Origin of the sequence: Paenibacillus sp. RC334 (genome assembly GCF_030034735.1) — a bacterium.
Lineage (GTDB): Bacteria > Bacillota > Bacilli > Paenibacillales > Paenibacillaceae > Paenibacillus > Paenibacillus terrae_A.
Genome location: NZ_CP125370.1, coordinates 671,960 through 694,308 on the forward strand (window position 1 = coordinate 671,960; position 22,349 = coordinate 694,308).

General features: G+C 45.3%; 21 protein-coding genes. 13 read left to right on the forward strand and 8 right to left on the reverse strand.

Going from position 1 to position 22,349, the window contains the following annotated elements:
• The first annotated feature begins 36 nt into the window (after nucleotides 1-36).
• From QMK20_RS03270 to QMK20_RS03290, 5 genes are all read left to right on the forward strand, one after another.
• Nucleotides 37-234 (forward strand): hypothetical protein, encoded by a 198-nt coding sequence (locus QMK20_RS03270; protein WP_283654578.1) that lies wholly within the window; start codon nucleotides 37-39, stop codon nucleotides 232-234.
• Between the two features lie 323 nt (nucleotides 235-557).
• Entirely contained in the window at nucleotides 558-833 is a 276-nt protein-coding gene (locus QMK20_RS03275; protein ID WP_283654579.1) for a hypothetical protein, read from the forward strand.
• A gap of 53 nt (nucleotides 834-886) precedes the next feature.
• Complete coding sequence (locus QMK20_RS03280) at nucleotides 887-2,164, forward strand: Tle-like phospholipase domain-containing protein (RefSeq protein ID WP_283654580.1); 1,278 nt, start codon at nucleotides 887-889, stop codon at nucleotides 2,162-2,164.
• 65 nt (nucleotides 2,165-2,229) lie between these two features.
• Complete coding sequence (locus QMK20_RS03285) at nucleotides 2,230-2,472, forward strand: hypothetical protein (protein WP_283654581.1); 243 nt, start codon at nucleotides 2,230-2,232, stop codon at nucleotides 2,470-2,472.
• Nucleotides 2,473-2,577: 105 nt separating this feature from the next.
• Nucleotides 2,578-3,666 carry a site-2 protease family protein gene (locus QMK20_RS03290; protein WP_283654582.1) on the forward strand — a complete coding sequence of 363 codons (1,089 nt, stop codon included), beginning with the start codon at nucleotides 2,578-2,580 and terminating at the stop codon, nucleotides 3,664-3,666.
• A gap of 142 nt (nucleotides 3,667-3,808) precedes the next feature.
• Here QMK20_RS03290 and QMK20_RS03295 read toward each other — a convergent pair whose 3' ends face one another.
• The gene (locus tag QMK20_RS03295; protein ID WP_283654583.1) at nucleotides 3,809-4,726 is read right to left on the reverse strand and encodes an AraC family transcriptional regulator; all 918 of its coding nucleotides are present in this window, start codon (nucleotides 4,724-4,726) and stop codon (nucleotides 3,809-3,811) included.
• 377 nt (nucleotides 4,727-5,103) lie between these two features.
• Here QMK20_RS03295 and QMK20_RS03300 point away from each other — a divergent pair, with 377 nt between their 5' ends.
• The 6 genes from QMK20_RS03300 (at nucleotide 5,104) to QMK20_RS03325 (ending at nucleotide 13,307) form a co-directional block, all read left to right on the forward strand.
• Nucleotides 5,104-7,110 carry a beta-galactosidase gene (locus QMK20_RS03300; protein ID WP_283654584.1) on the forward strand — a complete coding sequence of 669 codons (2,007 nt, stop codon included), beginning with the start codon at nucleotides 5,104-5,106 and terminating at the stop codon, nucleotides 7,108-7,110.
• A gap of 133 nt (nucleotides 7,111-7,243) precedes the next feature.
• Nucleotides 7,244-9,040: a sensor histidine kinase gene (locus tag QMK20_RS03305; RefSeq protein WP_283654585.1), complete on the forward strand. Its 1,797-nt coding sequence runs from the start codon at nucleotides 7,244-7,246 to the stop codon at nucleotides 9,038-9,040.
• A complete protein-coding gene (locus QMK20_RS03310; protein WP_283654586.1) occupies nucleotides 9,037-10,104 on the forward strand; it encodes a response regulator transcription factor in 1,068 nt (355 codons plus the stop codon). Before QMK20_RS03305 ends, QMK20_RS03310 begins: the two co-directional genes overlap by 4 nt.
• 173 nt (nucleotides 10,105-10,277) lie before the next feature.
• Entirely contained in the window at nucleotides 10,278-11,558 is a 1,281-nt protein-coding gene (locus QMK20_RS03315; protein WP_283654587.1) for an ABC transporter substrate-binding protein, read from the forward strand.
• A gap of 40 nt (nucleotides 11,559-11,598) precedes the next feature.
• Nucleotides 11,599-12,483 carry a carbohydrate ABC transporter permease gene (locus QMK20_RS03320; protein ID WP_044645320.1) on the forward strand — a complete coding sequence of 295 codons (885 nt, stop codon included), beginning with the start codon at nucleotides 11,599-11,601 and terminating at the stop codon, nucleotides 12,481-12,483.
• Entirely contained in the window at nucleotides 12,480-13,307 is an 828-nt protein-coding gene (locus QMK20_RS03325; protein ID WP_283654588.1) for a carbohydrate ABC transporter permease, read from the forward strand. The genes QMK20_RS03320 and QMK20_RS03325 overlap by 4 nt, the downstream gene beginning before the upstream one ends.
• Nucleotides 13,308-13,855: 548 nt before the next feature.
• Here QMK20_RS03325 and QMK20_RS03330 read toward each other — a convergent pair.
• From QMK20_RS03330 to QMK20_RS03340, 3 genes are all read right to left on the reverse strand, one after another.
• Nucleotides 13,856-14,134, reverse strand: coding sequence for a hypothetical protein (locus QMK20_RS03330; RefSeq protein ID WP_283654589.1), 279 nt, complete (start codon nucleotides 14,132-14,134; stop codon nucleotides 13,856-13,858).
• Between the two features lie 171 nt (nucleotides 14,135-14,305).
• A complete protein-coding gene (locus QMK20_RS03335) occupies nucleotides 14,306-14,701 on the reverse strand; it encodes a hypothetical protein (RefSeq protein ID WP_283654590.1) in 396 nt (131 codons plus the stop codon).
• A gap of 225 nt (nucleotides 14,702-14,926) precedes the next feature.
• Nucleotides 14,927-15,205, reverse strand: a complete 279-nt coding sequence (locus QMK20_RS03340; RefSeq protein ID WP_044645315.1) for a hypothetical protein — start codon at nucleotides 15,203-15,205, stop codon at nucleotides 14,927-14,929.
• Between the two features lie 523 nt (nucleotides 15,206-15,728).
• Between QMK20_RS03340 and QMK20_RS03345 the strand changes: the two genes are divergently transcribed.
• Nucleotides 15,729-16,172, forward strand: coding sequence for an AbrB/MazE/SpoVT family DNA-binding domain-containing protein (locus QMK20_RS03345; RefSeq protein WP_044645313.1), 444 nt, complete (start codon nucleotides 15,729-15,731; stop codon nucleotides 16,170-16,172).
• 508 nt (nucleotides 16,173-16,680) lie between these two features.
• Here the strand turns inward: QMK20_RS03345 and QMK20_RS03350 are convergent.
• The 3 genes from QMK20_RS03350 to QMK20_RS03360 form a co-directional block, all read right to left on the reverse strand.
• Complete coding sequence (locus QMK20_RS03350; RefSeq protein ID WP_283654591.1) at nucleotides 16,681-17,136, reverse strand: hypothetical protein; 456 nt, start codon at nucleotides 17,134-17,136, stop codon at nucleotides 16,681-16,683.
• A gap of 423 nt (nucleotides 17,137-17,559) precedes the next feature.
• Nucleotides 17,560-17,748 (reverse strand): aspartyl-phosphate phosphatase Spo0E family protein, encoded by a 189-nt coding sequence (locus QMK20_RS03355; RefSeq protein ID WP_283654592.1) that lies wholly within the window; start codon nucleotides 17,746-17,748, stop codon nucleotides 17,560-17,562.
• A gap of 258 nt (nucleotides 17,749-18,006) precedes the next feature.
• Entirely contained in the window at nucleotides 18,007-19,380 is a 1,374-nt protein-coding gene (locus QMK20_RS03360; protein ID WP_283654593.1) for a helix-turn-helix domain-containing protein, read from the reverse strand.
• Between the two features lie 302 nt (nucleotides 19,381-19,682).
• On the opposite strand from QMK20_RS03360, the gene QMK20_RS03365 reads away from it, so the two are divergent.
• Nucleotides 19,683-20,729, forward strand: a complete 1,047-nt coding sequence (locus QMK20_RS03365; protein ID WP_283654594.1) for a hypothetical protein — start codon at nucleotides 19,683-19,685, stop codon at nucleotides 20,727-20,729.
• Between the two features lie 30 nt (nucleotides 20,730-20,759).
• On the opposite strand, the gene QMK20_RS03370 is transcribed toward QMK20_RS03365, so the two are convergent.
• Nucleotides 20,760-22,319 carry an Ig domain-containing protein gene (locus QMK20_RS03370; RefSeq protein ID WP_283654595.1) on the reverse strand — a complete coding sequence of 520 codons (1,560 nt, stop codon included), beginning with the start codon at nucleotides 22,317-22,319 and terminating at the stop codon, nucleotides 20,760-20,762.
• Between the last annotated feature and the right edge of the window lie 30 nt (nucleotides 22,320-22,349).

Here is a 22,349-nt window from a genome sequence, read left to right on the forward strand (position 1 = left end):
TGAAGGATAAGTATAAATTAAATGTAGAAATCACATATGCAAAAAAAAGTTTCAACTTATGTAACGAATAAGGTCGATATAAATGGTAATGTAATAGGCCATGCGGAAGAGGATTTCACCATTTCTGTGAATTACGAAACTCAAGAAACTTCGGATTTTGCTATAAGTCCCGAATTAGAAAAAGTCCTTATCGAAAATGGAACCTATCCAAATACAAATTCATTAGACAAGTAATTAATAGTTGGAGTCGAATATTATAAGGGCACAATGGAAATTATTATTGAAAAATATGGATAATTTTATTGTTGAACTGAAACTATTCAGCTAAGAACGTCAATTTTCTACATCCTTTTGATGCTGTGGACTTAATCATATCTTAAGCCTAAAGGCGTATTGTTTGTTTCCGTTTGAGAAAAGGTACAATTCATAAAAGGGATTTTGTGGATATAAGATGGGACGTTGTGCATATGAAAGGGATGATTAGAATCGGCCACCGATATCTAAAAGGAATGATGGTGTTGATAGCTCTTATTTTAATATTAGGAGGATGCCAAAAGGTGAGTAAAGATGAAGATGCTGAACTGACCAGTAAAGCCAAGGCTACGGCTGTTCAATATTTGAAGGAGGCCTATGGTATTGATGTTGAGATCACCTATGAACACAAGTTACCGAAGTATGTAGCTTATTCAATAAACTTTAAAGGAAATGTAAAGGGCCAAAAAGAACAGACCTTTGATATTTCAGTAAATTATAAGACACAGGAAACCTCTGATTTTATAATTAGCCCTGAGCTAGAGAAGGTCTTATTAGAGAAAGGATATGAATTGAGCTAGAGTTTGTAACTAATGTATCTTGTTTTAAGATGCGATGACAGGAGTTTTTATAAATGAGTATTTCAACTCGTGTAGACGATAAAACTTATAGAACAATGTCAAAAATAGCATATGAAGATCGGGAAGCAGGTGGAAAAGTAGAAGAGCTTCCAGGCTGGAGGGTACTGGACTCCATTAATCGTGAAGACTCAGGATTAGCGGCCACTACATTTTACAACGATGAAACGAATCAGGCTGTCATTGCCTATCGTGGGACGGAAACGGATGATCCACAGGATTTGTATAACGATGCGACCCTCGCACTTCCTGAAATTAACCGAAAAATTCATGGCAGTTTAAATATTCATTCGGATGCTTACAACGAGAATATGAAGAAAATGGACGACGAGTTAGGGTTCACGGCGTTCAACAACTGGATGGGGGAAAAAGAAAAGAGTGTAGATAAGGCTTTGTTCGGTAGCTCAAACCAGTTCTATCAGGCAGAGGACTATGCGAAGGATTTACAAAGCAAATACAAGAACTATAGCTTCTCGCTAACTGGACATTCGCTGGGAGGAGGAAATGCGCAATATGCAGCAGCTTACACGGGGTTAAGTGCTGTTACATTCAGTGCGCCTTCGGTTATTTCCAGCTTGACGCCAGAATACAGGGATAAAGCAGAAAAAGGCGAATTTGACCATCAAATTACGAATTTCCTTCATCCAGGTGATATGATAGCCAGCTTTATTGGGGGAGGATACGATCTTCACGTAGGATCTTCTTACCATATCAACAGTAATTATGAAACGGCTAATGACGGCATAGGGCTAAAAGAGCAAATTGACAACACGTTGGGCGGACCTTACTATCACTCCCTTGAGTATTATAAGTTTGATGAGAACGGCTATATCTCTAATCCGCTATACGATCCGGCAACAGGCGAACGAATTGCGGAATCTCCGCGTATTCCATCCGATTTCAACCTGATGGCAACGGTGGACGGCTGGCTGCATCAATTGGGGCAGACCTTCACTCAATTTCAAAAAAATGCACTCATAACGGCAGCTACATCTGCCTCTGCGGGTACGATTCAGGTTATGCCGGAGCATTTACTCGCTGTAGCCGAAAAATGGAAGGCAAACGCGCAACAATGTGATGCAGATTTCCAGCGTGTCAGAGCAAGGCTTTCACGTTATTTGCACAGTAGTCAGAGCCGACGACTACAGCCGATTGTAACGCAGCTTGATTCCTCCATGACCGAATTCAGCCAGTGGCATTTGCAGACCACCAATGAGTTTCTTTATTACCTCGAATACAAAGTAGAGCAGTTTATTCAGGCGGACATCAGCTAATAACAATGAACTAACGATACAAGGGGATGGCAACGTCATTCAATACATAGGAGGCGGACAGTGATTTGAACGGACAAATACGGGTCGAACTGGAAGAGTTATTGCTTGCGGAAAAGGAGCTGACATGGCTGCTCGCTCAGCTTCGCACGGATGAACAGGCGGCGCGCGTGTTGTATGGTCGTCTGCATGAATGGAGAGGGCATTCAGCTAATGTGATCAGGGACCAGATCGAAGCTTTTTTTTGCCGGGTTAGCGAACAGGATTCATGTCTTGGAGCAGCAAAAGGCAGAGCTAATTCAGTACGTTGAATTGATGAAGCGAACAGACGCTGTACATTAATTGAAGCAAGGAAGTTTTTACAAGCTGTACATAGCAGGATACAATGGAAGTGTAGAGAAAGGAGGCGGACGCTTTTGCAAAAAGATGATAAAAAGGCTAATTCCAAATCCGGCTCATCCAAATGGTATCTAGGCAGTGCGGCGGCGCTGCTTCTTTTGAAAGGGAAGTCGTTGCTGGCACTATTGAAATTCGGTAAATTCGGCGGTGCGCTGATATCTATGGCGACGACGATTGGCTTCTATGCGCTTCTGTACCCGTGGGGATTTGCGGTTGGTTTTGTGCTTTTGCTGTTTGTGCATGAACTGGGGCATGTATGGGCTGCCAAGCGGAAAGGACTTCCCGTATCGGCACCGTTGTTTATCCCTTTTCTTGGTGCGCTGATTACGATGAAACGGCATCCTTTGGATGCGCAAACAGAGGCGTATGTGGCGATGGGCGGCCCGTTACTGGGCACGGTTGGGGCTATGGCGGTATACGCGGGAGCCTATGCGACGGACAGTCCGCTATTGTACGCGCTGGCGTATGTCGGTTTTTTCCTGAATCTGCTCAATCTGCTGCCAATTCACCCGCTCGACGGAGGACGAATTTCCACGGCAGTATCGCGGTGGTTGTGGCTAGTCGGCTTGGTGGGTGGAATTGTTGTCATTGTGTATTTAAAATCCTTTTTATTTTTCCTGATATGGGCGCTCTTTGCCTACGATTTGTACAAAAAATATGTTAAACGCAATAAAGGAGAGGTCAAGGTCCAATCTTTATTGCAAAAGCCGCTGATTAACGTACAGCATCTGTATGAGCAAGGATACCCGCTACCCGGACCGGAGCATACCCGTCGACTATCTTTTAATACCTACTCGGATCTGGAAGGGCAGCAATATGTGACGGTGTATATGGAAAGTCTGGATGTGGAGCAGACGATTTTGCTGCCACAGCAGTGTCTTGTCCAGCATGTATGGCTGAACGGTGTGGAGCATATACCGACACCGGATGCGTATCAGCTTAAATTGTTGTGTGAGATTGATTACATTCCGTTTGAAAATGATAAATATTATGAAGTACCCACGTCGTCACGCTGGAAATTCGGGATTGGTTATTTGGGGCTGGCCTTGTTCTTGATGGGGATGATGTATGTAGTGCATCAGCATATAGGGGATATAAGGCTGTGACCCGAATACCCTGAAGGAGTAATCCTGGATGGAGCACGTGTCGATAGCAATAAAATAGAAAGAGCGCGGCAACCGGGATGTTCGGTGTCACGCTCTTTTTATCACTATGAAAATAGCGAAGTCTCTGTTACCGTGTCTCTATTTAGCTACCTTGTTCCTGCTCAGTAACCGGACTCAGCGTTTGGCGGTATTTGAGCGGACTGGTGCCAGTCCAGCGCTTGAATTGTCTGCTGAAATGAGCCAAGCTGGAGTATCCGAGCAGGGAGGCCACCTTGTTCAGCGGCAGATTGGGTTGCTGGATCAGCACTTTCGCCTCGTGCAGCTTCGTCTCCGACAGGTAGTGACGCGGCGAATAGCCGTATACCTTGCGGAATACCTCCTGTGCGTATCCGGGACTGATCCCGAGGGAGGCTGCCACATCCTCAATTCGGAACGTCGGCTCGGCAGATTCGTCATCCCGATAAGGCTTGAATCTGGATTGAATGGCCTCCATAATGGCCTTGGCATACTGAACGGATGAGGGCGAAAGCGTAGGCTCCATCCCGGTAGATATCATTTGCGAGAATATTCCGAACAGCTCAAACAAGGCAATTTGCATGCGAAAACGATCCGCTGTCGTATATTCTCCGTTCTCCTGCATCATGCCAATCCAGCTGTGCACGATCTTTTGCAGCTTCATGTTCGTTTCAGTACCAGCCGGAAAAAAAAGCTGATTGCTCTTAATCATCTCCTGACGGAACAATGGATCATCTATATTAAAATGGGTGCTGAAATAATACATCCCGTCTGGGGAAGCACATTGACTCACATGCTTGAATCCCGGTGGAATGATCAGAATATCGCCGACACCAACCGAATACACATTATTTTCCATGATCGTCTCCTGACGACCCTCCAAAATCAGTACAATTTCAAAACCGATATGCGACTCTTCTGGCATACACCAGTTTGCTTTTACCCGGTGTATATGAGCGCCGAAAAACTTTACATTCCAGTCAATGTTAGGAAGCCAGTGGCAATTTTCGAATAGAGCTGGATCAACTTCAGAATTCAATATCATAAGATCACCTTCGATTAGGGCAAATTTTACACCGCTTAGACAATCTCATTGTACCTAACATGTAACTATAATAAAAGAGCGTTTACAAATCCTATAATATAAGCTTTTATATAAAAGAGAGCGCTTATATAAGGATTGATTGAAAGCGGTACCATTTGCGATCAGGAGAAGCTATGGAAACAACATCAATCCGCATATGGTATGCGCTGGCTTTTGCAGGCTATATCCCGAATGTACCGCAGAGCGGACAGGTTCGCATGGCTGGCAATTACCCATAGCCGTTCAATCTCTGTCAAAACCGCATAAAAGCCACGGCATTTAAAAATAATGCGCATAGCACATGACACTCTACTACAAACATATTGGAGGACGACTTGATGAAAAAGCTGCTGTACGGCGTTGCTTATTATGATGAATATATGCCTTATGACCGTCTGGACCAAGATATTCAAATGATGAAGGATGCGGGTATCAACGTGGTTCGAATTGCCGAATCCACCTGGAGTACGCATGAACCGCAAAACGGAGTGTTTGATTTTACCTCCGTGGATCGGGTGCTGGATGCAATGCATAAGGCGGGCATTGAGGTCATTGTAGGCACGCCCACCTATGCCGTACCGACATGGCTGGTCAAGGAGCATCCTGACGTATTGGCGACAACTCCTCAGGGACCAGGTAAATACGGGGCCCGTCAGATTATGGACATTACGAACCCGGTGTACCTGTTCCATGCCGAGCGGATTATACGCAAGCTGATTGGGCGGGTGAGTCAGCATCCGGCGGTGATCGGTTTTCAGACAGATAACGAAACGAAGCATTACAACACAAGCGGACCGAATGTGCAATTGCAATTCGTTAAGCATTTGCGTGAGCAATTTGAATCACTGGAAGAGCTGAACCACAAATTTGGCCTTGATTACTGGAGCAATCGGATCAATAGCTGGGAGGATTTCCCTTCCGTGGTCGGGACGATTAATGGAAGCTTGGGCGCAGCATTTTCCCAATTCCAGCGCAAGCTGGTCACGGATTTCCTCGCCTGGCAGGTCGCGCTCGTGAATGAATACAAGCGGGAAGATCAGTTTGTTACGCAAAACTTTGATTTTGAGTGGAGAGGCCATTCCTTCGGCATTCAGCGGGATGTGGATCATTTTGCGGCATCCCAAGCATTTGATGTGACGGGAGTGGATATTTACCATCCAACACAGGATGATTTGACCGGGATTGAAATTTCCTTCGGTGGTGATGTGGCGCGCTCCACGAAGAATAATAATTATCTGGTGCTGGAAACGGAAGCGCAGGCTTTTACCCATTGGGTTCCTTATCCGGGACAATTGCGGCTGCAAGCGTTCAGTCATCTGGCTTCCGGGGCCAATATGGTGGCCTACTGGCATTGGCATTCCATCCATAATTCCTTCGAAACCTACTGGAAGGGTCTGCTGAGTCATGATTTTGAACCCAATCCTGTCTATGAGGAAGCACAGACGATTGGGAAGGATTTTGCAAGATTATCCCCTCATCTGGTAAACCTGAAAAAGAAAAACAAGACAGCGATCCTCGTCAGTAACGAAGCGTTAACGTCGATTGACTGGTTCAAGTTCAATATGAATAGTCCGTTGAATTACAATGACATTGTACGTCGCTTGTATGACGAGCTGTATAAGCTGAATATCGGTACGGATATCGTTCATCCGGGTACGGAGTCATTTGACGACTATGATCTCTTGATCGTACCCGTTCTCTACTCTGCACCGAATGCGTTACTGGAAAAACTGAACCGTTATGTGGAAAACGGCGGTCATGTGGTATACACGTTCCGAAGCGGGTTTACCAATGAGCATGTGCAGGTGAGAACCTCCCGGCAGCCTGGTGTGATTAGTGAAGCCTGCGGCATTCATTACAGCCTGTTCGTGGAGCCGAAGAATGTAACGCTTAAAGATAATCCTTTTGAGGTAACACCGGAGGAAAATCAGGTAGATACGTGGATGGAGTTGATTACACCGACAACTGCCGAGGTGTTGGCCTATTACGACCATCCGCATTGGGGCAAATATGCCGCAATTACGCAAAACCGCTATGGTCAGGGAACGGCGACCTACATCGGCTGTGTCGTAAGCCCGGCGGTCATTCGTGAGCTATTCCGTTCTGTCGCGAAGCAGGCGGGAGTGTGGGGAGTGGATCAAGAAGCGTCGTATCCGATCATTGTTAAATCCGGTACGAATGAGCTGGAACGGACGATCCGGTACTATTTTAACTATTCTGAACAAGCAGGCTCAGTTGTGTATCCGCATGGAGACGGCAAGGAACTGATTGGACAGCAGACAGTTACTCAAGGACAAACGCTTCAATTAGAGCCTTGGAGTGTTATAATTATCGAAGAAGCGTAAATGATGAGTAATGAGCTGAAATCGACATATAAATGAAATCATATATGTGTCCAGCCGGGAATACCCGGAAAATGAGCGCCCCTGCGTATAGCGGGGCGTTTTCGCATATGGCTGAACAGAGGAGAGCATCACTATGCCAACCCGAGTAGTCCGCTGGTTTCGGGCACTGACAGCCCCGTATCGACGCAGCATTCAGCTCAAGCTGATTTTGACGATGATCGTCCTTTCTGTGCTGCCAGTCATCGCCGTCACGGTGCTGGCTGCGGAAAAAAGCAGAGCGTCGATGGAAACCGAAGTGGTCGAGACGAACATGTCCAATATGAAATGGACAGGAGTCTATATCAGCGACCAGTTAGATCGTCTGAACCACCTGATTTACAGCATTCAGATCAGCCCCGATCTGAGCGATTATTTGAATGAGCGTGAGCCGGGCAATCTTTCCAGCCAATTTAATGCGCAGCGAAAAATGCTCAATACGCTGGCGAATGTATATTATTCGGCCGGGAGCCATGTCATCGGTATCCAGCTCTATTTGAAGCAGCCGCAAACGCTGTTTACCTTCAATGGAATGCAAAATGCCATTACGACAGTGAACGGTGTACCCCCTCAGTATGCCGAGATGTGGAAAGCGAATAAGGATTATTCGATTCGCACAAGCCACGCTGCCCCGGAACGATTTACACTGACCCGCAGTATTCGCCGTTTTGAGGATCAGAAGCAGACGGGAGCTATTTCGCTGGATGTGCTGTGGTCCCAATTTGATCAGACGCTGGGTTTGCTAGGGCGGGGAGACCAGCATCAGGTTTTTATTACAGGTTCAGATGGAAAGGTGATGTATCCGTCGCAGGTTCACCAGTCGCCTCCTGCGGAGGTACTAACAGCACTGCGTGATGTTCGGCCGGGTCCGGGAATGATCAAGACAGCCGGTAATTATGTATTTTATAATGATTTGGATGTGGTAGGGCTGCGGCTGGTCAAAATCGTACCTACTTCCTCCATTAACCACAGCGCTTTTTCGACCATGCTGTACGGGATTATTATAGGCGGGATCTCCATATTGGTTTCGATCTGCATTGCTGTTTTCATCGCATGGCGTACAGCACGTCCGATTGTCCATTTGGCGCGTTCGGTGCAGGAGCTGGATATGATCAAGGGACCTGCCGGAGAACCCAGTACACGCCCGGATGAGATTGGGTTGCTGGAAAGAAGTTTGCATGGCATGGCAGGACGAATCCGCGAGCATATCCAGACGGAATACAGTATGAATTTGCAAAAAAAGACGGCTGAGTTAAAAGCGCTCCAGGCGCAGATTCACCCCCATTTTCTGCAAAATACGCTGCAAATGATCGGTAGCATGGTATTTTCCCAAAAGCCGGAGGACACGTATGAGGTGATTCGGTCGCTGAGTGAGATGTTCCGCTACGTGGTACGGGAGCCGCAGGATATGGCCTCCTTACGCGCGGAAATTGACCATGTAGGCCACTATATGCGCATCCAGCAGCGGCGGTTTCCGCAACGACTGGTGTTTCAGGTGGAGACGGATGAACAGGCGCTGGATGTTCGTCTGCCCAAGCTGTCGCTTCAGCCGTTGCTGGAAAATGCGTTTCAGCATGGTCTGGATCGTAAGGCTGGAGCATGGCGGGTAGGAATCCGGGTGGAGATTATGAAAGAAGACCTATGCATTACAGTCTGCGATAATGGTAGCGGCATGGCACCCGACAGACTGGAAGAAGTACGGGCACGGCTGGAACATGCATCGGAGGAGCCGATCTGGGCGCAGGGTAGCCATATCGGATTAAGCAATGTGGCTTCACGGATACGGATGAATTTTGGAGTGAATTACGGGGTGACGATAGACAGTGAGCCGGGGATCGGTACACGTGTCACCATCCGCATTCCATTCACATCAGCAGGGGAGGGAAAAGGATGATCCGGGTATTAATTGTCGACGATGAGCCGTGGAACCGGGATATTCTAAAGACGTTCGGCGCATGGGAAAGGCTTGGAATGTCGGTGGTTGGTGAGGCTGAGGACGGGGATGAGGCGTTCAGGCTGGCCGGAGAATTATCCCCGCAGATTGTGATTACCGACATGCGTATGCCGGGCGCGGACGGAGTGGAGCTGCTGCAAGCGCTGAATAACCATTTTCCCGATATGAAGATCATTGTCGTGAGCGGCTATGACGACTTCGCGTATGCCAAACATGCCATTCGGTACAAGGCCGTTGATTACTTGCTGAAGCCCGTCAATCCCGTCGAGCTGAATGCGGTGCTGCTTAAATGCAAAGACGATCTGGAAGCCAAGGCAGCGGAACAGCAGCAGGAGGCGGCGGAGCTGGACTATGAGTTCTTCCACAAGCTGTCCCGGTATAAGCAACTGCTGCGGCTTTATTTTAATGAGCTGAACCGGGAAGGCGTACAAATGACCTGCAAGCAAATCTTGCAGGAGCTGGAGAGCTACGGGGAACCCGGTCCACATATGCTGGGCAGGCTGGTGCAGGAGCTTCTTTCCCAGCTTAAAGAGCTGGCAGCGTCCAACGGGCTGGATACGCCCACTGCCAAGGCTGGATTTCCGCTTTCGCAGGACACGCTATCCTCTGCGGATCGTGCGCTGGAGTTCGTATCGACATGGTATGTGCAGGAGCTGGAGCAGCTCATTCGGCAGCGGAAGTATAAGAACAAGCTGAATCTGGAGGAGGTGCGGTGCTATATGGACAGCCACTTTGCCGAGCCGATTACACTGGAGCAACTGGCGAAAAACTTTTTTGTCAGCAAGGAGTATATGAGCAAGGTATTCAAGCAGGAGTATGGTCAAAATGTAACGGACTATATCGTGCAGCGGAGAATGGAAAAAGCGCGCGAGTGGCTGGCAGATAAACAGATTTCGATTAAAGCGGTGGCGGAGATGGCGGGATATGAGGACGTATCGTATTTCTACCGGGTGTTTAAAAAGCATTTTGGCATGGCGCCCGGTGAAATGAGGAAGGAGCACTGATGTAGAGATGATAACAGCCGTAGTTTAAAAAAATCCAACCCAACAGGCTAATGGTGTCCAATGGCAGAAGTGACCTCCCACCCTATAATGAAAGCGTATACAAAACAAGTAGCACAAAGGAATTAGCAGCCAGTGGGTCACAGTTATTTTCAACTTAGGGGAGGTCATTTTGCATGAAGATGTGGAAAGGTGTATTGAGCACAATGCTGGTTGGCACGTTGTTGGCCGGGTGTGGAGCGAATTCTTCAGGTAGTGACAGCAGCGGTTCCGGTGGAGACGGTAAAACGGTTAATCTCAAAATGTTTATCGCACAGCCCCGTTTGAAGGAGCATTACGATAAATATATTAACGCATTCGTAGCGAAGGAAAAGAAAGATAAAAATATCGACGTTACGGTCCAATTGGAGATGCCGCCTTCCGACAATGCAGCACAAATTTTGAAAACGAGACTTGCATCCAACGATGCCCCGGATGTGTTCGCCCTGCATGCGGTGAATGAAATCCCTCCGTTTTATAAAGCGGGCTATTTGGAGGACCTGTCCGGGCAGCCATTTGTCAGCAAATTGATGGATAGTGTGAAGCCTTCGGTGACGACGAAAGACGGCAAGGTCGTGGCAGTTCCTTTGGAAACGATTTCATGGGGCTACTTGTACAATAAAAAGATATTTAAGGACCTGGACTTGAAGCCACCGGGAACGCTGACCGAAATGAAGGCTGTGGTCGAGAAGCTGAAAGCGAATAATGTGAAGCCGTTCCTGCTGTCCTACAAGGAATCCTGGATTCCACAGTTGTTCGTGCCACTGACAGCGGGTGCGATGATGAACACACAGAACAAGGATTTTATCGAACGGATGAATCAGGACAAAGGCTCTTTTTCCGAAATGAAGAGTATGTTCGATATTATTGATCTGGTGAACAGCAACGGTACAGACAAGGCGCTGGAAATTGGCGGGGATGATGGATCGGCGGCCTTTGCTGCGGGGAAAGCAGCGATGTGGATTCAAGGGCCATGGTTTGCAGAAACGATTTTGAAATCTGATCCGAAGATGGATTTTGGGGTAGCCCCGCTGCCGATCAACGACGATCCGAATGCGACACTGATCAATCTGTCCACTTCGACTTCGCTGGCTGTATCCTCTACAAGCAAGAACAAGGAGGTTGCACTCGATTTTGTAAACTATGTGTTGGACGACAAGGATTCCAGCGCGTTCTATGAATCATTGAAATTCAACCCAATCTCTAAAGTGCATACGTTCAAAAGCTATCCTTGGGTCAATGACGCTACCGAGTATGTGAAAGCAGGCAAGTCGTATCAAGATCCGTCCATCCCGCAAGCGGTCAAGGATGAAGCAGGCAAATCGCTGCAATCCTATTATGCAGGCCAGCTCTCGCAGGATGACGTGATTAAGGCGCTGGATAAGGCATGGAAATCGTATAACAAAGTAAACAAGTAACGGAAACCTATAGAATTACATCAGGAGGGGGGGAGACTCCATGCCCTTTAAAATCTATAAAAAATACGTGATGCTGCTGGCGTTTACCGCCCCGGCGCTGATCTTTTACGCCATCTTCCTGCTTATTCCAACGATCAGCGGTATGTACTACAGCTTTACAGACTGGAACGGATTGAATCCGAATTACAGCTTTATCGGCTTGGGAAACTTTGTCGAGGCGCTGAAGGAAGACCCGGATTTTCTCAATTCCCTCTGGTTCACGCTCAAATATGTACTGGTCATGATTGTACTGCAAAATGTGCTGGCGTTAGCTCTGGCGGTGCTGATTGAATCACGTACACGTACCAAAGGATTTTTTCGGACGATATTTTTTATGCCCAATATGATCAGTACCATTATTAGCGCATTTATGTGGACGTTTGTTTTTTCCTCCGTGCTGCCGCAGATTGCCGAAAAGACAGCTATCGCCTTTTTGGGCCAATCGTGGCTGGGCGATCCGAAGGTATCTTTCTTTTCCATCATTATTGTGTCGCTCTGGAATGGTGTCGGCTATATGATGATCATTTATCTGGCTGCGCTTCAGGGTGTACCGCAAAGCTTGAAGGAGGCCGCTATTATTGATGGGGCGAACGCGTTCCAGACGTTAAGAAGTGTGACGCTGCCGATGATTACCCATGCGATTACCATCTGTTTCTTCCTGACGCTGAACGGTGCCTTCAAGGTCTACGAGGTCGTCTATGGACTGACTGGCGGAGGGCCGGGGCGCAGTACGCAGGTGATTACGATGAACATTTATGAGGAGGCGTTTTCCAACAACTTCCGTTATGGTTATGCAAGCGCCAAATCCGTTATTTTGTTCGCCATCGTGCTGATCTTCACGCTGATCCAGTTACGTGTGATGAAGAAGAGGGAGGTGGAGGCATGAGTCTGAAAAAAGCCAACTCCTTGTTGATTACCCTGCTCCTCTGCGTGGGCGCTGTGGTGTCCTTCTTCCCGATCTACATGGCGGTGATTAATTCCTTTAAAACGCAGGGTGAGATGTTCGCATCCTTTACGTCGCTGCCGACAAAGCTTCATTTTGAAAATTACAGTCAGGCTTTTCACCAGACTCATTTGCTGAACAGCGCCCTCAATTCCACGATTATTTCTTTTATCGGCATTGGCGGCATCGTGATCTGTTCGGCGCTGGCGGGCTACAAGCTCTCTCGTACACGAGGGAAAATGAGCAGTGCGATCTTCTTCCTGTTTGTCGCATCCATGCTGGTACCGTTTCACTCCATTATGATACCGCTTACAAGGATGGCAAAGGATTTGTCCGTCCAAGGCAGTACGTATGGTCTGGCGCTGATCTATATCGGCTTGGGTGTGAATATGGCGATCTTTTTGTACCACGGATTCGTCAAATCCATCCCGCGTGAGCTGGAGGAATCGGCGCAAATGGACGGCTGTAATGAGTTCCAAACGTTCTTCCGGATTATATTTCCTTTGCTGCTGCCGATCACTGTCACGATTGCGATTTTGGATTTCCTGTGGATTTGGAACGACTTTTTACTTCCATTGTTGATGTTGACGGATGTGAACCACTACACCCTGATTCTTTCGACAAACATGCTGTTCGGGGAGTATAACAAGGACTGGTCGCTCATTCTGGCCGCACTTGTACTGACCTCCATCCCGGTGATCCTGATCTATTCGTTCTTCCAAAAATTCATCATGGAGGGCATAGCGGAGGGAGCGATTAAGGGATAAAGTGGAAAGCCTTCCTATCAACAAGGAAGGCTTTTTTTCTGAATCAGCTTTTTTCGCGCCAACGTTTCAATAAAAAGATTGGAAGGGTTACAAACAAAATTGCAAAGGCTACAATGATCCACCACTGAGGGTCAATGATATACAACACGACTCCGATCAGCAGGACTGTTGTTATTATGGAAATTCTCACTTTCAACATTGTTCTCTTACTCACCCTAGCTTCTAATTTTGGCAGCATTATGAGGGTGATTGCAGTCAGCGCCGCAAAAAATATGGAGGTGAATGAATTATAGATAATATCAGCTCCTATAGGACTTACAATAGTTCAACGTTTTATTGTGGAGGCACGTGTAGGTTATTGACCACCCATAGGTTTAAAAAGAAACAGAGAATAAAGATCGCTAAAATGGCTACGACAATGATTAAAATAGTTTTCTTATTCATTTTCCAAGTTAGATTCTAAAAACTCGATCCCAACAGTATCTATCATTTTAAAATCCCCCTTCAATGCACAGTAAGTACGATTATCGAGCAAAGTCAACTATCCCTCAGCCATTTTTTGAGTGACTTCTATTTTTACTCCAGCTATACAGGATGCGAACGATAACGACTGCACATCCAACAATAAGGACTGTTGTATGCCATGTCCACGCCTGTAGTCCGCTAAGGAATACAGGAGTTACACCCAAAGCGACTGCAAAAACAAGTCCTATAATGGTTACTATATCTGGAGCTTTGCTGTCCTTTCCTCTAGATCTCTTAAAGATGTTAAACAGTAAACTGCCAGCAAGGATTAAAACAAGGATCACAAACAAATAGATATTCATTAAATCACCCCTTAGTTACTTGAAATATCGTAGTAACCGACATGTAAATTGAGGGTTACACCTCGTCCCTGGTTGTTGGCTTCGATGATAGCGGCTGGCAAAGTCGTTCCTTGTAATCCAGGCACTGCCGCCATTAAAGCAAAGACCAGAGACGATGTGAACTGTATATTTTTAGCTTATAATAAAAAGTAAAAGCGAAATTATTATCAAAGTTAGATATATAATAGAAATCAGTTTTCCGATCATAGCTCCAAATTCTTTAGGATTTTTATATCCAATGATCAAACTAGGAATAAAGAAAATACTGGATAGAAAAATGGTGTAGTGAAACCCAGTATTATCAACACTGTTAGACCATGCGGGCAATCCTAAGAAGGAAAGCAACTGGTCCCCGAATATGTAATTGCCAAATTCAAAAGAAACAGCCATGCCAAGAAGAGATAAAAGCAGTGAAAGTGATCCCCAACCTATTTTTTTTTCGTTTTTCCTCAACAATTTGAAGATAATTAGTAAAATCGCAATGGCTTGTATGCTGTACGTCAATATTGATAAAAAAGAAAGCTCCATGAAGGACCTCCTTGAAATTATTTGTCTATGTATTATATGAAGTAAAGTCTACAAACAATACTGGTGGCCCTTAAAGATGTGTTAGAAGCCACCAGTAAAAACTAATTTATTGTTACATAATGAGAGCCAGTTACACTTTCACTGTATACTGTCCCAACACCTTGAAAGAAAATAACTAAACTATATCTTCCAGAGCCCTTTGTTAGCCACTTTTTGTTGTAATAGCTATTTTTTTGTTTTATTATCTCTGCCTTTTCTCCAGCCATACAGGATGCGTCCAATAACAAGAGCAGAACCAAGCACAACGACTGTATAGTGCCAAGTCCACTCTTGTATGCCACTGAGAAAGACAGGAGTGATGCCTAACGCCAGTCCGATCACTAATCCTATAATTGTTACTACATCAGGCGCTTTACTACCTTCTCCTTGTCTTTTCTTAAAGATATTAAATAGTATGTTGCCAGCAATGATTGCAATAAAAAGGACAAGCAAATATATATTCATAAATTATGATCCTCAGTTCTTAGTTACTTGTTACTTCGAAGTATCCGGGTGAAAATTAATAGTTACACCTCTTCCGTTATCGTTAGCCTTCAACCGATTTAGCACCAACGAAACTCCACTACTAAGTATTACCGATGGTACGCAGCATCCGAGAGAGTTAATGCATCCCCCCACCAGTACCAATTACCATGCATATTCGTACCAATCTCTTTGTAGTTAGGATTTGCGACAAGTTCCCCGTTTTTTTGTTTGCAAAATCCCGCTTTTAAGTTGTTCATTTACAGATTCAACAGCTTTTGAGTAGTTATCAAAGACCTTTTCGCTAACCACTTCTTTCATTACTAAACACAACCGTAACATAGATAAGGAATCATTTGTATAATTATTTTGAATAAAATGTAAAATCATACTAAGGTACCATACTACCACATTTATCCTTTCGTTTATAAAATTTCTCTCATCAAAGGCATATATTTCTATCTTTATGAAAATAAGGATCATATGTCTTGGAGGGGTGTATACTTTGAATGACGCGGCAATGAAAAGAAATTTAGATAGCCTAGGGAGAGTTGTAATCCCAGTGGAAATAAGAAATCGATTGGGTATCAACAAGAATACAGAAATGGAGTTTTTCATAACTGAAAGCGCTATTGTTATGCGTAGATCAGAAAGTGAATCATGTCTCCTATGCGGGGAAAACAAACAACTCATTCGCTTCAAAAAATCTTATGTATGTATCTACTGTGCAAATGGCCTCAAAGGGTACCCAATCCCAGAAAATCAGCTACCTTCTACATCAGAAGATATTCAAAATGTATCTGATGCACAAATGGTTAAGCTCCTGTTAGACCTCATGAAACAATATCCCGGTGCTTCCATGAAAACCTACGCGCAGCTATTGAAGATTTCACCAACTTATGTCTCTTTCCTTAAAAGTAAGACGACTGAATTAGATCCCCCTAAGTAAGACTAGGTGTTACAATAAATGGGCGAGCGACCTCACCACAAGTTTCTCGCCCAGAACCATTGATTGCTTGAGTACACTAGCGTGACCAAAGCCATGTTTATTTTGGAGATCATACAGTTGTTGTCTAGCTACTTCTACCGCTAACACAAAAGACCTCCTATAATTAAGGAAGCCTTTTGTGTTTGACCGCTGTGATAGAGCCTACAATAATTCAACTGTAAGTACGAAAAAGCATAAAGTCAAGTCCTATGGTGTTACGTTAGTAACAAACTGAGAAATTCCTACAATAACCAAGAAAATGTAGATTAAAACAATTCCCAAAACAGAGAACCCTACAATCTTCCATACTTTTTTCTTATTCATTAATCTCCTTGACTATTAGTTAGGGACAACACGAATGTTATTGACCACCCATACGTTTAAAAAGAAACAGAGAATAAAGATCGCTAAAATGACTCCGACAATGATTAAAATAGTTTTCATTAGTTAATTAAAATCCCAAGTATGGTTAGCTAATGTCTCCTGTGTACTGACCAGTAGTACCCCAAGCTTCGCCTCTAACTTCGTTACCGTTGGCTCTGAATTGAATTACATATTTTCCTGAAGGCATCCCATTAGGGAATGAATTAACGCTAGTCCACGTTAATGTGTCTCCTTTGCCAACAGTTTTATAGACATACTCTTTCCCGTTACCTTGCAAGCTCCAAGTGAGATTTGATGTTCCTGAATTCCGAACTTTAATCCTTACATGTCCATAACCTTTTTCAACAATTAAGCTCATCGTCGGACTTGTCCCACCAAGAAGCTCATGTACCTCTTGACCAGTTTGTTGGATAACTATACCTCCATGATCCTTCGATACTTCAATTCCCGTAACTGGTGCGGCAGAAGCAGCCAGCGGAGCTACTGCTGTAAGAGCCAATACACCTGTAAGGATAATTGCTGTACTTTTCAATTTTAACATACTAGCACGTCCTTTTCTATTTTTTGTATTACTACACAACAGTAACATATATAAGGTATCATTTGTATATTTTTATTGAAAAAAATGTAAAATGATGCTAAAGCATTATATAACCACATTTATCCTTTATATTATGAAATTCCATTCATTAAAATTGAAGGAGTGAACACATTGAGTGACGCGTTAATGGTAAGAAATTTAGACAGTTTGAGGAGAATTGTGATCCCTGTAGGAATAAGAAGGCGACTTGGCATTAACACGGATACGCCAATGGAGTTTTTCACTACGGAGGATTCCATCATCATGTATTAAGTAGGTAACTTATGTACATTTTCTCAAAAATAAATCAGAGGAGTGATGTCTTCACTAAGGCTATGCACTACATAAAAGGTGAGTAGTACCCCCAAAGGTTACTCACCCAAATCAGCTACATTTAAACAGTCGGATTTTTTTACGTCTATAATAAGTGTATTGATATTGATTGATAAGTTCGTCCAGAACCATTGATTGTTTGAGTACACTAGCGTGACCAAAGCCATATTTATTTTGGAGATCATGCAGTTTTTGTCTAGCTGCTTCTACATGGTGACTCAAAATGTTGTCGGTTTGCATCACAGTTCCCCCTTTGTACTCTTATTTTAGGGATTCATGTGGAAACCATTGAAAAGTAAATGTTTGGTACATGTTCTATATATTCCAAAGAGAAAAGACGTACTCTAAGAGTACGTCCCTTAATTCACTTCATCTAAAATGGGTTACATTTCGCCGTGGTATGTCGGTTGATAGCTGGACCCTTTATCTTGAAGTTGTAAGGGAACAGTTACTATCGCTACTAACATAAAGCTGGTTACTAAAAAGGTTAACAGTATTTTACACTTCATCTTTATCCACCTCATTAATGATATTTTTGTAGGCTTTCTTTGTATCAGATGACGCATAATCATGATAAGACTCAAACAGGCTCATACATTTAATTATATGCGATTTATTATTGATTAATGTAGATTTTTCCAAACAACTAAATAAAAATTTGAAGCCATCAGTAAATTTTCCTTTGGTCAAATAATAGGCTGATAATTCCTTGGAAAAATGTATAAAGCGTTCTGTTATGAATCGTTGAGTATAAAAACTTTCAACTTTTTGTTGCTCCAGATAAGATGAAATATCTGCTTCGAATTGCTTTAGAATATCATCTACATCAAAATGATATCGGTTAGCAGCCTCAAGGATGTTATCAAGCGCGGGAAGAACCTCATCTTTTCTTGAAGAAATATAAGCTACATAATCGGGAAGCACGTTCCTGTCGCCCGAAAGAAGCTTATTTACATACATATTTACTACTGCCCAATCCTCATAATTCTTTTTCCATTTCAAGGTTTCTTCATCCGTATCCGTTACCCAGCTTAAATTAGCATACTTTTTAATATGATAAAATGCCTGTTCGTAATCTCTTCTTTCGCCACAGGCTTGCATTCGAAGTAAATGTGAGAAAGCCCAGTAAGCAAACAAAGGGAAGCTTGGCTCCTTTGAATTTTCTTTTTTTGCTCGATGTTGCTGTTTGCTCAATTTGTATTGAATCTCAGCCTTTTCTCCCAAAGCTTTAGCGAATAATTCTACTTTGTCCCATTTACGCAACGAACGATATGTATTCGCTAAAGCTTTTAGCCCATCTAGCTGATCTAGTTCGTCTAAACGATCAACGTAGGTTCCAAACTGCACGGCTGCTTCATAGTTTTTTTCTTGGTTATCCCCTTGCCTGCTCTGAAACAGACGGTACTGACATAGAGCCAAGCGCTCCGAGTGCTGCTTATTCTCACTTAGAGCCACGTTTTCATAAAGTATAGCCGCTGCCTCATACAAACCGTCTTCAAATAGTTTCTCAGCCAGTTCAAATAATGGAGTAGCATAGCCCAACTTATCCAATAACATATTCACGACTTGCTGAATACAATCCAATTTATTCAATTTTGCACAACTTTCCAAAAAAGGACTCATTCTTCGCCAGTTGGGGTCGGCATCGGCCAAGTACTCAGAAATATAGTGCTCATAATAATAACCAATAGGGTGTCCCATTGTTTCTGTGATTCGATCCAATTGGTAGACTGAGAGCTTGCGATTTCCATTGACGAAGCCGCTAATTGTGCCGGGATTCATATTGCATGCCCTGGCTAAATCGCTAACACCTAATTTTTTTTCTTTCATGTACTTCATCAGTTCTGTGAGTATCGTGGTTGTATTGGACAAAATAAACCACCCCTTTAAATAAATAGGATATCAATCATTTTAAAATAAGAACATCAAAATCAAATGGTAAAATGTCAGTTTCGGAAATGAGTATACCATCTTTTGGGATATTTTTGTATACCTTTCAATGGTTTACTTTATATATACATAATAATTTTTGGGATTTTTCGAATTCAACTAATCTTACGGCGTTTGGTAGTGCATCGGTCCATTTGAATCTGCAACAGCGATCGTAAGATCAAATGGAACGCGGAGCGGCCACAGCCATACAATATTTCATCTGAATGTCAAAGGGGATGATTATGTTGGCTACCTTCTCGGCCGCCCTTCAAGTGAAAAAGCGGATGGCCAAGCGAGTCTTAAAAATGTCCGGTGTCCACGGCATCGGCGTAGGGTATAGGGACCCTGCTCGTCCCAAAAGGGGGGCCGCTGTCATTGTGTACACAGATCGGCTGGCCACGGCCTCTACCGGACTTCTGTCGGCCACAGCACTAGGCAAGCAAACGAGCGTTCCTGTCCGGATTGTAAAGTCTGGAAAGATGAAAGCCCATGCTACGGACTACATGACGCGTATACGCCCGGTCATCGCCGGCTACAGTGTCGGAACGATTGAAGGCTCCGGTACGACCGGGCTGATCGTTGCCCCAACTGGAGCGCCGGCTACACGTTATCTTTTCAGCAATAACCATGTACTCAATCCCTCCAATACTGACAATCGGGGGGCTACGCTTCAGCCAGGCGGAGCCGATGGGGGGACGGATACCCGAGATCGTATAGGGCGGTTGTATCGTTATATACGCCTGAACCCAACAGGAACCAATTTCATTGATGCGGCGCTTTCCTTGCCGACCCGCAACAGCTCGCTTAATCCGCGTTACGCTACGATAGGAGTTGTCCCGGGTCATGTGACCGCTTATCGTGTAGGAGAAAAATTCAAAAAGGTGGGGCGCACGACCGGATTGGTGAATGGTACGGTAGAGTCCGTCTACACGGATCTGCAAATTAATTACGGTGGAAGCTTGGGGCTGCTGACCTTCCAGGATCAGACTGTTATTAGAGGCACTACCCCTGTATCGCTGCCAGGGGATTCCGGCTCTGTCTGGCTCAGACAGTCGGATAATTATGCGGCTGCGGTCAATTTTGCAGGCACGGCAGACGGTCGTCTGTCCATTGCTTTCCCGGTACAGTGGTTCATGCAGGCGTTTAACACACGGGTAGCCCGCCCCGTAGGGGCAGGCAAGGTGCGCAGAGTAGATACAGGATCATCCCCACGCTCTTATACAAGACAGCTCACCAGCGAGGAATTGGCACGTTTGAAGCCAAGAACAACGCGGATTAAACAGAGCTAATACCCCGCAAGTGAAATCATAGTCGCTTGCTTACAAGCCAATCGTAAAGCTGCGTGTGAACGGCTTCGCCAACTCATCATAATCCCGAAGCTCGATCGTAAAGGTGTAGCTGTTTTGCGACTGGCTGGCGGATACAGTACCGCTGATCGTTCCGGTAAAGCGGTCGAGTGTCAGCCCGGTAGGCAGATTGCCGCTTTTCAGTGTCCAGTCGTAGAAGGGGACCCCACCCTTGGCTGTCAGTTGTTGGCTGTAGCTTTGTCCTTTGACGGCTTTGGGCAAGGAGGCTGTGACGATTTCCGGTTCGAGGAAAGGTGTCAGCTTGCGGTTCAGCTTCCAGCCTGCTTTCTCGGCTATGAGCAGCGTCAGCTTGTTCAGCATCCAGCGGCGTACCGGGAATTCTGCCACCCAGCCTGCGCTTTGTCCGCTGAGACGGTCCCAGTATTGCCGATCCGCCGGGATGTGATAGCTTCCATCTAGCGGAACCCGGACGCCTTGGTACGCTTCAACGACGGAGTCGGCACCGCCGCTACTGTGGTAAGTATTCATTCCCACCCATGAATCACTGAAGGCGACGGCATGGCCGAACTCGTGCATAATGAGGCCATATACGTCTGTCACCTGAGTCAGATCGGTTTTGTACCAGTCGTCGTCATTCAGCGAGGTGAATACCTGAGCATCTGGATAAAAATCCAGTGCGGTTCCCAACGAACGATGAATGGGACCAGGAACGCGGACGCCGTTTTTCGTGTGGTAATAACCACTGTTACCAGGCCATCCAGTCGAATAAGGGCCGTCGATACCGCGCAGGAAAATCCATTCTCCATTATAAGGGGCGTTATTCGTGCCAATCGTATGCCCGTTCCAGTCGTTGTTGGGAATATAGTTGCGTTCAGCTCCAGCGGGAACAGTATCGAACGGCTGGACATCGAAGAAGTAGAACCAGTCCTTAATCGCCTGTTCGGCCGCCTTACGAGTACCTGGATCGTCAAAATAGTGATTGACCGTATCGTAGCGATAATCGAACACCAATGGGAATTTGGTATCCTGATTATCGTCCTGATCCCATACCCGGATCGGAATGGTATGGGTCCGTGTGGCCCCCGCGCTGTCTGCAATGGTGAGATACAACGTATAGTGCTCAATCTCGTCCGGGCCACCGTTGCGGTCAGGTGCAACCTCCAGCTTAAAATCCTTTCTCTCGGATGCATTGTTAAAATTTAGCACCTTCGTAGCGCCAGTGGCAGATAACGTACTGGGCAGATTCATCATAAGCCGGGACGTTCCCTGCGCCTTAAGCGTGATGCTGATCGGATACGCCGCACTGGCAGGGGGCTTCACGGTCAGGTTGATGAACGGATTGGCGATATAGCCTTGCCAATCCACCAGTTCAACGCCGTACCAGTTAATAATCCGTCCGAAGCGGTCAATCACCTCGGCATCGCTGCCAATTGCTTGCGGGGATACGGCGGAACCCGAGACTTGTGCGGTTTCTGTTTCAAGGAGAGCCTCATTTATCGAAGCAGAAGCAGTACCGCATGAATCACAGTCAACACTTGCCGACAGGGGTGGTCTTGCATGTTCTTTACACATGGCGGAATCCTCCTCATAAGCCGGACGGCC